Source organism: Frankia sp. AgB32, assembly GCF_023243045.1.
Taxonomy (GTDB): Bacteria; Actinomycetota; Actinomycetes; order Frankiales; family Frankiaceae; genus Frankia.
Window position 1 is genome coordinate 19430 of the sequence record NZ_JALKFX010000017.1, and the last position, 11856, is coordinate 31285.

General features: G+C 73.7%; 12 protein-coding genes. 11 read left to right on the top strand and 1 reads right to left on the bottom strand.

Annotated features, from left to right (window positions below; genetic code table 11):
• Positions 1-81 precede the first annotated feature (81 nt).
• The 11 genes from MXD60_RS07665 (at position 82) to MXD60_RS07715 (ending at position 11163) form a co-directional block, all read left to right on the top strand.
• The gene (locus MXD60_RS07665) at positions 82-1167 is read left to right on the top strand and encodes a Rieske 2Fe-2S domain-containing protein (RefSeq protein ID WP_248818289.1); all 1086 of its coding nucleotides are present in this window, start codon (positions 82-84) and stop codon (positions 1165-1167) included.
• On the top strand, positions 1164-2123 hold the full coding sequence (locus MXD60_RS07670; RefSeq protein WP_368861191.1) for a PDR/VanB family oxidoreductase: 960 nt from the start codon (positions 1164-1166) through the stop codon (positions 2121-2123). Before MXD60_RS07665 ends, MXD60_RS07670 begins: the two co-directional genes overlap by 4 nt.
• A 35-nt stretch (positions 2124-2158) precedes the next feature.
• The gene (locus MXD60_RS07675; protein WP_248818291.1) at positions 2159-3370 is read left to right on the top strand and encodes a cytochrome P450; all 1212 of its coding nucleotides are present in this window, start codon (positions 2159-2161) and stop codon (positions 3368-3370) included.
• Between the two features lie 39 nt (positions 3371-3409).
• The gene (locus tag MXD60_RS07680) at positions 3410-4507 is read left to right on the top strand and encodes a 3-hydroxyacyl-CoA dehydrogenase family protein (RefSeq protein ID WP_248818292.1); all 1098 of its coding nucleotides are present in this window, start codon (positions 3410-3412) and stop codon (positions 4505-4507) included.
• Positions 4500-5042 (top strand): nuclear transport factor 2 family protein, encoded by a 543-nt coding sequence (locus tag MXD60_RS07685; RefSeq protein WP_248818293.1) that lies wholly within the window; start codon positions 4500-4502, stop codon positions 5040-5042. Before MXD60_RS07680 ends, MXD60_RS07685 begins: the two co-directional genes overlap by 8 nt.
• A complete protein-coding gene (locus MXD60_RS07690) occupies positions 5039-5803 on the top strand; it encodes an enoyl-CoA hydratase/isomerase family protein (protein WP_248818294.1) in 765 nt (254 codons plus the stop codon). The genes MXD60_RS07685 and MXD60_RS07690 overlap by 4 nt, the downstream gene beginning before the upstream one ends.
• The gene (locus tag MXD60_RS07695; RefSeq protein ID WP_248818295.1) at positions 5800-6534 is read left to right on the top strand and encodes an alpha/beta fold hydrolase; all 735 of its coding nucleotides are present in this window, start codon (positions 5800-5802) and stop codon (positions 6532-6534) included. The genes MXD60_RS07690 and MXD60_RS07695 overlap by 4 nt, the downstream gene beginning before the upstream one ends.
• 170 nt (positions 6535-6704) lie before the next feature.
• On the top strand, positions 6705-7805 hold the full coding sequence (locus MXD60_RS07700; protein ID WP_248818296.1) for a CaiB/BaiF CoA transferase family protein: 1101 nt from the start codon (positions 6705-6707) through the stop codon (positions 7803-7805).
• Positions 7806-7913: 108 nt separating this feature from the next.
• Positions 7914-8126: a UTRA domain-containing protein gene (locus MXD60_RS07705; protein WP_248818297.1), complete on the top strand. Its 213-nt coding sequence runs from the start codon at positions 7914-7916 to the stop codon at positions 8124-8126.
• The gene (locus MXD60_RS07710; protein ID WP_248818298.1) at positions 8123-10282 is read left to right on the top strand and encodes an acyl-CoA dehydrogenase family protein; all 2160 of its coding nucleotides are present in this window, start codon (positions 8123-8125) and stop codon (positions 10280-10282) included. Before MXD60_RS07705 ends, MXD60_RS07710 begins: the two co-directional genes overlap by 4 nt.
• 554 nt (positions 10283-10836) lie before the next feature.
• A complete protein-coding gene (locus MXD60_RS07715; RefSeq protein WP_308222401.1) occupies positions 10837-11163 on the top strand; it encodes a tRNA-binding protein in 327 nt (108 codons plus the stop codon).
• A 161-nt stretch (positions 11164-11324) separates the two neighbouring features.
• Here MXD60_RS07715 and MXD60_RS07720 read toward each other — a convergent pair whose 3' ends face one another.
• Positions 11325-11807, bottom strand: coding sequence for a hypothetical protein (locus tag MXD60_RS07720; RefSeq protein ID WP_248818300.1), 483 nt, complete (start codon positions 11805-11807; stop codon positions 11325-11327).
• Positions 11808-11856: the final 49 nt, after the last annotated feature.

The following is an 11856-nucleotide window of genomic DNA, read 5'->3' on the forward strand; positions in this document are numbered from 1 at the left end:
ACGTCGCCGCGGCCGCCGTCGGACCCGGCACGCTGACGCCGTCCCCCCCCGCCGTCCCCGCCGTCCGTGAAGGAGCATTCCATGACCTCGATCGTGCGCGATCAGTGGTACGTGGCCGCCTACGGCCACGAGATTCCGCCGCGCGACGGCGGCGGCGGGACCGCGTTCGGGCGGACGATCTGCGGCGAGCCGATCTCGTTCTGGCGGACCAGCGGCGGGGAGGTGACCGCGATGAGCGACCGCTGCGTCCACCGGCGCTTCCCGCTCTCGCAGGCGCCCTCGCGGCTCGTCGAGGACACCGTCGTCTGCGGCTACCACGGGTTCACCTACGGCGCGGACGGTGTCTGCGTCGCCGTCCCGGGGCAGACCCGCGTCCCGCGCGCGGCGCGGCTTCGGCGCTACCCGGTCGTCGAGCTGGACGGCTTCGTCTGGGTCTTCATCGGTGATCCTGACCGGGCCGACGCGGGCAGCGTGCCGCGCGCCCCCTGGCTGGCGCTCGAGGGCTGGACGACCGTGTGCGGCAGGGAGCCGCTCGCCGCGCGGGCCAGCCTGCTCGTCGAGAACCTGCTCGACCTGTCCCACGAGACCTACCTGCACAGCGGCCACATCGGTACCCCCGAGGTCGCCGAGACATCGATCACCGTGGACGTCGACGAACAGGCCGGGACGCTGCGCGTCTCCCGGCACATGGCCGACGCCGGCTGCCCGCCGTTCTACGCCCGCAGCACCGGCATCACCGGGCGGATCACCCGCTGGCAGGACATCGAGTTCACCCCGCCGTGCCTCTACCGGCTGCACTCCCGGGTCGCCCCGGTCGGTGTCGTGCCGAACGCCGACGGCGGCGACCCCGACGGCTTTCACGTCAAGGTGGTCTACGCGATCACTCCCGAGACGGAGACGTCCACCCACGACTTCTGGGCCGTCGCCCGCGACTTCGCCCTCGACGACGCGTCGGTCTCGGCCTACCTGCGCGAGAGCAACCGCACCGTCGTCCTGCAGGACGTCACGGCCCTCGGCGTGCTCGAACGGGTCGTCGCCAGCGAACCCGACGGCTACCAGGAACTCTCCATCAACATCGACACCGGCAGCCTCGCCGCCCGCCGTCTGATCGCCAGGCTCGCCGGCAGCGCCACCCTCGCCTCGCCACCCGTCGCCTCGCGCCGATGAGTGGCGTGGACCAGGAGGTGGACCTGCGCCTGACGGTGCACCGGCGGTGGATCGGCGCCGACGGTGTCGTCGTCCTCGACCTGCGCGACCCCGCCGGCGCGCAGCTGCCGTGCTGGTCGCCCGGCGCGCATGTCGACCTGACCCTGCCTGGCGGCCTGACCAGGCAGTACTCGCTGTGCGGGGAGCCGGGGGAGCGCCGCGCCTGGCGGATCGGGGTGCTGCGGGAGCCCGCGGGCCGGGGCGGCTCGGCGTACGTCCACGACCACCTGCCGCAGGGCGCGACCGTGGAGGTCCGCGGGCCGCGCAACCACTTCGCGCTCGTGCCCGCGGCCCGCTACCTGTTCCTCGCCGGCGGCATCGGGATCACCCCGATCCTGGCGATGACCACCGCCGCGGCGCGCGCCGGCGCCGACTGGGAGCTGCACTACGGCGGGCGCGCCCGGGCGTCGATGGCGTTCCTCGACGACCTGGGGGCCGCCGGCGACCGGGTCACCCTGTACCCGCAGGACGAGGTCGGCCTGATGGACCTCGACGGCCTGCTCGCCGCCCCCCGGCCGGACACGGCGGTCTACTGCTGCGGTCCCGAGCCGCTGCTCGCCGCCGTCGAACGGCACTGCGCCGCCTGGCCGCCGGGATCGCTGCACATCGAGCGGTTCACCCCCCGCGACGTCGGCGCGCCGGTGCGGGCCGGGTCGTTCGAGATCACGCTGGCGGCCTCCGGGCGCACCCTCACCGTCCCGCCGGACCGGTCGATCCTCGAGGTCGTCGAGGCCGCCGGGGTGAGCGTGCTGTCCTCCTGCCAGGAGGGCACCTGCGGGACGTGCGAGACGGCCGTCCTCGCCGGCGAGGTCGACCACCGCGACAGCCTGCTGACCCCGGACGAACGGGCGGCCAACGACACCATCTTCCTCTGCGTGTCCCGGGCCGCGTGCTCCCGGCTCGTCCTCGACCTCTGAACCGCCGAACCGCGGGAAGCCGCCGGGAGCCCACCATGACCACGCACACCGACCTGCCCGCGACACTGCCGTCCTTACCGGACGACCCGTTCGACGCGGGCGTGCTCACCGACCCGTACCCGTTCCACCAGAGGCTGCGCGACGCCGGCCCGCTCGCCCTGCTGCCACGCCACGGCCTGCACGCGATGGGCCGCTTCGACGAGGTGAAGGCGGCGCTGGGGGACTGGGCGACGTTCGTGTCCGGCCGTGGCGCCGGGCTCGCCGACTTCGCCCGGGAGAAGCCGTGGCGCCCACCCAGCCTGCTGCTCGAAGCGGATCCGCCGGAGCACACCGCGGTGCGCTCGGCGATGAACGGCGTCCTCGCGCCGCGGGAGATCCGGACGCTGCGCGCGGGCTTCGCCCAGGTCGCGGAGGAGATCGCGCGGCGCCTCGTCGAACGGGGCACCTTCGACGCCGTGCGCGACCTCGCCGAGGTCTACCCGCTGCGGGTCTTCCCCGACGCGGTCGGCCTGCCGGTGGCCGGCCGGGAGAACCTGCTGCCGTACGGGTCGCTCGCGTTCAACGCCTTCGGCCCCGACAACGCGCTGCGCCGTGGCGCGCTCGCCGACGCGGCGCCCGTCCAGGACTGGATCCTCGCGAGCTGCCAGCGCGACGCCCTGGCCCCCGGCGGTTTCGGCGCCCGGATCTGGGCGGCGGCCGACCGCGGCGACATCACCCACGCACAGGCCCCGATGCTGGTGCGCTCGCTGCTCAGCGCCGGCGTGGACACCACCGTCCACGGCCTCGCGAACACGATGTACGCGCTCGCGTCCCACCCGGCGCAGTGGGAACTGCTCCACGAACAGCCGCGCCTGGCCGCGTTCGCCTTCGACGAGGCGTTGCGCTGGGAGTCGCCGGTGCAGACCTTCTTCCGCACCACCGTCCGCGACGCGCCGGTGGCGGGGACCGTCATCCCGGCGGGCTCGAAGGTCCTGCTGTTCCTGGGGTCGGCGAACCGCGACCCGCGGCACTGGGGGGCCGACGCCGACCAGTTCGACGTGCGCCGCCGCGCCGCCGGGCACGTCGCGTTCGGCATGGGCATCCACCAGTGCGTCGGCCAGCCACTGGCCCGGTTGGAGGCCGAGCTCGTCCTGGCCGCGCTCGCCCGCCGGGTCCGCCGGGTGGAGCTCGCCGGGACGCCGGTGCCGAGGCTGAACAACACGCTCAAGGGCTGGGCGAGCGTCCCCGTCCGTGTCGAACCCGCCTGAGCGACCGCGGGCCCGCGGTTCACGAGAGCAGGAGATCGCATGGTGGAGACGCTGACGGACAGCACCCGGCTGCTGGCCGGCCTGCTGCGCGACGCGGTCGAGCTGGCCGAACGGCGGGTCGCGACGCCCGCCGACATCGACGTCGCGATGCGCCTGGGTGCGGGCCATCCCTGCGGCCCGTTCGAGGTCCTGGCCGCGCTACCGGACGGTGAACGCGCCGAACTGGGCCTCCCGGACGTCGCGAGCCTGCCTGGCCCCGCCGACGCGACGGACGATGCCGAAGCCGGGACGCCGCGCTGGACCGGTCCGGTCGGGGTCGTCGGCACCGGTCACATGGCCGGCGGGATCGTGGAGGCCGTCGCCCGCAGCGGCCGGCCGGTGCGGGTGCTCGGCCGTGGTGCCGCACGCGCGACCGGCCTGCTTGACCGGGTCGCCGGCAGTCTCGACCGGGCGGTCACCCGTGGCCGGCTGCCGGCGACCGAGCGGTCCGGGATCCTTGCCCGGGTCACGACGACCCTCGACCCGGCGGACCTCGACGGCGTCGACGTCGTCATCGAGGCCGTCGCCGAGGACCTCGACGTCAAGGCCGGCGTCTTGCGCGACCTGAACGGCGCCCTGCCCGGTGGACTGCCGCTGGCGACCAACACCTCGTCCCTGCGGGTGTCCGACCTGCGCCCACACGTCGGCGCGGGCCGGCCGCTGCTGGCGCTGCACTTCTTCAACCCGGCGCCGGTCATGAAGCTCGTGGAGGTCGTCGCACCAGGCCGGCCGGCGCTGGCCGCAGCGGCCCACAGCTGGGTCCGCGACCTCGGCAAGACACCCGTGACCTGCGCGGACACCCGAGGGTTCGTCGTCAACCGGCTGTTGATCCCCTACCTCAACGACGCGGTCCGCTGGCATGAGGCCGGCACCCCCGCCGCCGAGATCGACGAGATCATGACGGTCGGCGCCGGCCATCCGATGGGACCGCTCGCGCTCGTCGACCTCATCGGCCTGGACGTGACGATGGCCGCCCTGGAGGCGATGGCCGCCGTCTCGGTCGACCCGCGCCTGTGCCCCGCGCCGCTGCTGCACCGGCTGGTGGCCGCCGGCCGCCTCGGCCGCAAGACCGGACACGGCCTGTACGACCATGGCTGAGCGCAACGGAGCCCTTCGCGCCGTGGACCTCACCGATCCCGCGACGGCGGACGATCCGAGCGCGGCCTGGACCGCGCTGATCACCCGCTACTACGACGGGTGCGGCGCCGGCGACGTCGACCTGATGTTGACCGCCCTGCACCCGGACGTCGTCCACTGGTTCCTCGCGCCGAACGTGGGGTCGACGGCCGTCGCCGGCGGGGAGCACCTGGCCCGCTACTGGCGCAAGGTCACCCGCCGCATCGAGGCCCGCTGGGTCGTCGACACGATCTGCGCCACGCCGGCGCAGGCCGTCATCGAGTGGACGATGTGGTGGGTGCCCCAACCCGGCGCCGAGCGGGTCGCCACCCGCGGCGCCGAGTGGTTCACCTGCGCCGACGGCCTGATCCGCGAGATCCGCTCCTACTACCAGATGCTGCCGCGCGACACCGGCCTCGACGGCTTCCCCTACGCCGAACGCGGCTACTCGATGCCCGGCCGCGAGCACAGCGCCCTCCACCCCGCAGGCGCCGTCCACCCCGGAGGTACGTCGTGAACGCCGTGGAAACCCACCGCGACGGCCCGGTCGCCACCGTTGTACTGGCCCGCCCGGACAAGCTCAACGCCCTGGACCGACCGACCCGCTGGGAGCTCGTCGACGCGCTGCGCGCCCTCGGCGCCGACAGGTCCGTGCGCGCGGTGGTGCTGACCGGCAGCGGCCGGGCGTTCTGCGTCGGCCAGGACCTCGCGGCCACCGAGGAGCTCGTGCACGCCGAGGAGACCGTCGCCGGCTCCTACAACCCGATCGTCCAGGCGATCGCCTCCCTGCCGCAACCGGTGATCGCCGCCGTGAACGGGCCCGCCGTCGGCGCCGGCCTCGGCCTGGCGCTCGCCTGCGACCTGCGCCTGGCAGCGGACACGGCGGTGTTCGCCTGCGCGTTCGCCAAGGTGGGCCTGGTCCCGGACTCGGCGGCCTCCTGGTACCTGGTCCGCGAGCTCGGCTACGCCCGCGCGTTCGCGCTCGCCACCACCGGCCGGGCCCTGCCGGCGGCGCAGGCTCACGACCTCGGCCTGCTCAACGAGGTCGTCCCGGCCGCCGACCTCGCCGCCCGCGCCCACGAGCTGGCCCGCTCGCTCGCCGCGGGACCGGCCTGGGCCCTGGAACTGACCAAACGCCAGTTCCGCGCCGTCCCGGACCTGTCGTTCGAGGCGGCCCTCGCCCTGGAGGCCCGCCACCAGGGCGAAGCCGCCGCCCACCCCGACCACGCCGAGGGCCGAGCCGCGTTCACCGCGAAGCGCGCACCGAAGTGGGCGTGAGCGACGTGCGCGGGGAGGAAGCGGGCGTGCAGCCCGGGGTCGTCCTGGTGCACGGGCTGTGGAACGGGGCCTGGACCTGGGACGACGTCCGCGGCGGGCTGGCCGGGCGGGGCGTGGACAGTGTGGCGGTCGAGCTGGCGCTGAGCGAACTGGCCGCCGACGTCCGCGCCACGGAGGAGGCGCTGACGGCGTTCGGCCGGCCGGCGGTGCTGGTCGGCCACTCCTACGGCGGGGCGGTGATCACGGCGGCCGGCGCGCATCCCCTGGTCCGTCATCTCCTCTACGTCGCGGCCTTCCAGCTCGACGCCGGCGAGTCGGTGAGCCGCGTACTGCCCGGCCGCGACTTCCCGTCGACCCGGCTGCCCGAGGCGCTGCGCGTCACCGACGACGCCGTGGGCCTGGATCCGGCGCTCGGCCCGGAGCTGCTCTACTCGGACGCCGAACCGCCGGTCGCGGCGGCGGCCGCCGCCCGGCTGCGCCCGGTGGGACGCCTGCTCTTCCGCGGCGTCCCCGAACGGATCGCCTGGCGGCAGCGGGCCTCGACCTACGTGATCTGCGCCGATGACCGCGTGGTGCACCCGGACCTGCAACGCGCCATGGCCCACCGGGCCACCCATGCCCTGGAATGGCCCGGCGGCCACAGCCCCGCCGTCACCCGACCCGACGCGCTCGCCGACCTGATCGCCGCCCTGGTCCGAAGTCTGCCGTCGGTCCCGAGCGGGTCTGGGTGATCGTGCGTCGATCTGTGGGGTTCGGCGCCCGGCACCGGTGGCTGAACCGGGGCGGCGGCCGATCGCTTGTGTCGCCGCCCCCGTTCATCTAGACAAACGGGGGCGAGGTTGGCGGGTCCGCGACCCGGCCCGCACCCGCCCTGCCTGTCGCCGTCCGTCGGGAGAACACCATGAGCACCGGATCCTCCAGCCGCGGCCCGCTCGCCGGTCTGCGGGTCGTGGAACTCGCCGCGATGGGCCCGGCGCCGCACGCGGCGATGGTGCTGGCGGACCTGGGCGCCGACGTCGTCGAGGTGCGCCGCCCCGGCGGGGGCGGGCGCACCGACCACGTGCTGCGCAACCGCCGCTGGATCAGCCTGGACCTCAAGGACCCCGCCGGCCTGGACACGGTGCTGGACCTCATCGCCCGGGCGGACGTGCTCATCGAGGGTTTCCGGCCCGGCGTCGCGGAGCGGCTGGGCCTGGGCCCGGACACCTGCCAGGCCCGCAACGCCGGGCTGATCTACGCCCGGATGACCGGCTGGGGGCAGAGCGGGCCGCTGGCCGACCGGGCCGGGCACGACATCAACTACCTGTCCCTGACCGGCCTGCTGCACGCGATCGGCCCGGCGGACGCGCCGCCGGTGCCGCCGCTGAACCTGGTCGGTGACTTCGGCGGCGGGTCGATGTTCCTCGTCGTCGGCGTGCTCGCCGCGCTGTGGGAACGGTCGGTGTCGGGCCGCGGGCAGGTCGTCGACGCGGCGATGGTCGACGGCGCGACCGTACTCGGCCAGATGATCTGGTCGTTCCGCGCGGCCGGCATCTGGTCGGACGAGCGCTGGTCGAACATGCTCGACGGCGCCGCGCCGCACTACACGACCTACACCTGCTCCGACGGTCGCTATGTCGCCGTCGGCGCGCTCGAGCCACAGTTCTACGCGCAGCTGCTCGCCGGACTCGGCCTCGCCGGCGAGGACCTGCCGGCCCAGCTGGACCGGGCGGGCTGGCCGGTGCTCCGGGCCCGGTTCGCCGGGGTGTTCGCGAGCCGCCCGCGCGACGAGTGGGCGAAGGTCTTCGACGGCACCGACGCCTGCGTCACCCCGGTGCTGTCCTTCGGCGAGGCCGCCGCGCATCCGCATCTCGCGGCCCGTGCCAGCATCGTGACCGTCGAGGGCGCCGAGCAGGCGGCACCTGCCCCCCGGTTCTCCCGCACGCCCTCGGCGCCGCCCACGGCACCGGAACCCACCCAGACCGACGTCTCGGCCGTCCGCACCGGATGGGCCACCCGGTGAGCGGGCCCGCCGCCCGGTGCCGGGTCCATGACTCGGCCGGCCCGCGGATCGACCACGAACTCGATCTGTAGTCCACGGCGTCGGCCCGGACACGCGCAAGGACGAAGCATGGCCGCGCCGCGACACCAGCTGCTCACCGAGGAGATGGCCGGGGCCCTCGACGCCGAGCCGCGCTCGGCGTCACTGGTGCTCACCCGCCGCCACCTTGACCGGGACGGCCGGCTGGCCCGTGTCGGCATCCACACCCATCCCGCCGACCGCTACCGGATCTCGACCCGCGGATGCGTGCGCGACGCCGGCGCGACCTGGAGGAACCGTTGACCATCGCCCTCACCGACGAGCATCGTGAGCTGGCCGGCGTCGCCGCGTCCTTCCTGGCCTCGGTCGGGGCGCGGGCGCAGACCCGCGTGCTTCTCGACGCGCCGCGGGACGCACCGCCCGCGTTCTGGGGCGCGCTGGCCGAGCTCGGCTGGCTCGGCCTGCACGTCGAGGAGGAGTACGGGGGCGCCGGGGCCGGGCTGGCGGAACTGGTGGTCGTGCTGGAGGCGCTCGGCCGCGCGGTGGCGCCGGGACCGTTCCTGCCGACCGTGATCGCGTCGGCGGTGATCGGCGCGTGCGCCGCGCCCGCCGAGCGCGCGGCGCTGCTGCCGGGACTCGTCGACGGCTCCGTCGTCGCGGGCGTCGGGTTCGGCGGGTCGGCCCAGGTCGCCGGCGAGGTCGTCACGGGTGACGCGGGGGTGGTGCTGGGGGCGCCGGGAGCCTCTATCCTCGTCGTGCCCGCCGGCGCGGACATCCTCGTCGTGGCGCGCGGGGCCGTCGGCGTCGTCGTGTCGACCGAGCGCAACCTCGACCCGTCCCGCCCGTGCGGACGCGTCCGGTTCGAGGACGTCGCGCGCGCGGACGTGACGGTCCTGCCCGGCGCGGCGGCCACGGCACTCGCCCACGCCCGCACCCTGGCCGCGGCCGAGGCCGCCGGTGGCGCGCGGGACTGCGTCGACATGGCGGCCGGGTATGCGAAGCTGCGCCGGCAGTTCGGCCGCGTCATCGGCACGTTCGGACCGGTCAAGCACCACTGCGCCAACATGGCCGTCGCCGCCGAACTGGCGACCGCCGCCGGGTGGAACGCGGCGCGCGCCGCGGCGGAGGACGCCGAGCAGTTCGCGCTCGCCGGCGCGGCCGCCGCGGCGCTGGCGCTGCCCGCCTACCAGCGCAACGCGCAGCTCAACATCCAGGTCCACGGCGGCATCGGGTTCACCTGGGAGCACGACGCCCACCTGCACCTGCGCCGGGCGGCCGTGCTCAGCGCGCTGGTCAGCCCGGCGAGCAGCGCGCAGGAGGTGACGACGCTGGCGGAGTCCGGGGTGACCCGGCGCTACACCCTCAACCTGCCACCGGAGGCCGAGGTCCTCCGCGGCGAGATCCGCGACCTCGCCGCGGAGATCAGCGCCGTCGACCCCGCCGAGCAGCCGCATCGCCTGATAGACGCCGGGCTCGCCATGCCGCACTGGCCGCGCCCGTGGGGCCGCGGCGCGAAGGCCGTCGAACAGCTCGTCATCGACGAGGAACTGGCCCGGGTGGGTCTGCGCCGACCACAGCTCGCCATCTCCGGCTGGATCCTCATGACGCTGATCCAGCACGGCACCGAGGAGCAGGTCGACCGGTGGATCCGGCCGTCGCTGCACGGCCAGGTCACCTGGTGCCAGCTGTTCAGCGAACCGGACGCGGGCTCCGACGCGGCCGCCGTGCGCACCCGGGCGCACCGCGTCGAGGGCGGCTGGCTGGTCACCGGGCAGAAGGTCTGGACGACTGGCGCCCAGCACGCGCGGTTCGGCCTCGCGACGGTCCGGACCAGCCCCGACGCCCCCAAGCACGCCGGCATCTCCGCGATGGTCATCGACATGGCGGCGAAGGGGATCGAGGTCCGGCCGCTGCGCGAGGCGATCGGCAGCGCCCTGTTCAACGAGGTCTTCTTCGACGACGTGTTCGTGCCCGACAGCGACGTCGTCGGCGCGGTCGACGGCGGCTGGCGGGTCGCCCGCTCGACGATCGGCAACGAGCGGGTCACCATCGGCGGCGGGGACGGGCTCGCGATCGGCATCGATCCGCTACGGGCCTGGCAGGGACGCGCGGTCGACCTGCCCGGCGGCCGCGTCCGCGTCGGCGAGCTGCTCGCCGAGGCGCAGGCGATCCGCGCGCTGAACCTGCGCCGGGCGCAGCGGGCGGTCCTCGGCGCCGAAGCGGGACCGGAGGGCAACATCACCAAGCTCGTCAGCGCCGAGCACGGCCAGCGTTCCCTCGACCTCGCGATGGACCTGCAGGGTCCCCAGGCCGCCCTCGCCGCCGGTGTGGCCGGTGAGATCAGCGGCCTGTACATCTTCGCCCGGCAGAACACGATCGCCGGCGGCACCTCCGAGATCTCCCGCAACCAGATCGGCGAACGCATCCTCGGCCTGCCCCGCGACCCGCTCACCGCCTGAGCACCGGCGGGTCAGGGCCGGATGGGTGTGGTCGCGCCGTGGGCTCGTAGCCAGCGACCATGCCGTCGGCCGCGGGGAGAGGAGGTGCCCGAAGCAAGGGCGGGCGATGTCCACGGCTTTCCTGCCCGCAGTGAGCCTGGACGCTCTCCGGAAGGGGGCGTGATCCGCCGGTGGCGGATCCATCTGAGCATCGCCGCTGAACGCCGACCGGGCCATTTCACCCGCTCCCCGGTCAGAAATGACCGGCCGTGCGCCGGGCCGATGGTTTGGCGAGAAGCCGCGACCTGTGGTAATCGTCAAGCGGTGCGACAGCGAGCGCGCTGAACAGGGCGAGCGGGAGAACCCCAGGATGCCGGAGCGCCTGACGGGACCGGCGCGAAGAAGCGCCTCAGGTAGAGGGATGCACCGCCTCGCGGCAGCGTTCAGGGCCTCCTTGCCTTGAACATGGTTGGTCGGTAACGTGGCCCGGAACGTGCAGCAGGTCACTGCGGGTTGATCCGGACGACCGTCACCAGGAAGTAGGCAGATTAAAGAGATCCGAGAAACTCCCCGACATCGAGGCGGCGCAGTTTTTTTCTCTTGACATGCGCGTCGGCCAGATCGTGCGGGTTGAGGATTTCCCCGAAGCCCGTCGGCCGGCCTGGAAGCTTTTCGTCGAGTTCGGGGATGGTATTGGTCTGCTTCCCACGAGTGCCCAGGTCACGAACTACTCGGCCGAGGAACTTCAAGGTCGGCTGGTGGTCGCCGCGATCAATCTGGGAACGAAGCAGGTCGGGAATTTCCTAAGTCAATGCCTGGTCCTCGGCGCAATTACCGATGACGGTTCGGTCGCTCTGCTGGAGGTTCCGAAAACGGCACGGCCGGGAGACCCGATCGCCTGACCAGGGGCCCGGCGGTCCAGGCCGCTGCGCGTCCTGGGAACTCGTTGTTCGCCAGCCGTGCACCACCTGGCATCATCGGCCGGCCCGATGGCTGGCCCGGCACTCCTGGGCCAGCCGCCGGCCGCTGCGGCGCGACCATCCGAAAACGGGCGGATGGTCCGCTACGAGAGCAGTGCCGCGCACCATGTAACGTGGCGCCGGTAGGAGGCAAGCAGTGTCTCCGAAAACCCGGAGAGGTCGCTCGTCACAATTTTGTCGAACATGCTCGCCGTCGTCTCGACGTGGTATTTCTCCGCGGGGTCGGCACCGCCGACGTGCGCCGAGAAGTACCGCAGCTCCTCCGGCGAGCAGTCGAAGACCCTCGCCACCGAGGCCCACAGTGCGGCTATCATCCTCTCCGCGTGTGCCTCAAACGAAATCATCCAGGCGCAGCGAGTGGCGCCGTTCTTGCTCGACAGGCCCCGGTACAGTTCCAGGAGGTATTCGCGGGTGGGAGCGCTGAACTTCGGCGGTATCTCCTGTCCGAGGAGCCTGGAGATATCCTCCCGCAACATGTTGGCGTGAAATCTCTGTCTCTGCAGGATCGAGGGCAGGCCCGCGTTCCCCTGGTTGAGAACGTGATGCTCATGGTTGGATACCTCCATCCAGATGGTTCAGGGCGCTCCGTAGAAATCCTGCCGGACGGGCCGCCGC

Excerpts from the sequence above, each read along its gene's own strand:
- MXD60_RS07685 (WP_248818293.1), top strand. The coding sequence starts at position 4,500 with ATGGCTGAGCGCAACGGAGCCCTTCGCGCCGTGGACCTCACCGATCCC.
- MXD60_RS07705 (WP_248818297.1), top strand. The coding sequence starts at position 7,914 with ATGGCCGCGCCGCGACACCAGCTGCTCACCGAGGAGATGGCCGGGGCC.
- MXD60_RS07680 (WP_248818292.1), top strand. The coding sequence starts at position 3,410 with ATGGTGGAGACGCTGACGGACAGCACCCGGCTGCTGGCCGGCCTGCTG.
- MXD60_RS07670 (WP_368861191.1), top strand. The coding sequence starts at position 1,164 with ATGAGTGGCGTGGACCAGGAGGTGGACCTGCGCCTGACGGTGCACCGG.
- MXD60_RS07720 (WP_248818300.1), bottom strand. The coding sequence starts at position 11,807 with ATGGAGGTATCCAACCATGAGCATCACGTTCTCAACCAGGGGAACGCG.
- MXD60_RS07665 (WP_248818289.1), top strand. The coding sequence starts at position 82 with ATGACCTCGATCGTGCGCGATCAGTGGTACGTGGCCGCCTACGGCCAC.
- MXD60_RS07700 (WP_248818296.1), top strand. The coding sequence starts at position 6,705 with ATGAGCACCGGATCCTCCAGCCGCGGCCCGCTCGCCGGTCTGCGGGTC.
- MXD60_RS07675 (WP_248818291.1), top strand. The coding sequence starts at position 2,159 with ATGACCACGCACACCGACCTGCCCGCGACACTGCCGTCCTTACCGGAC.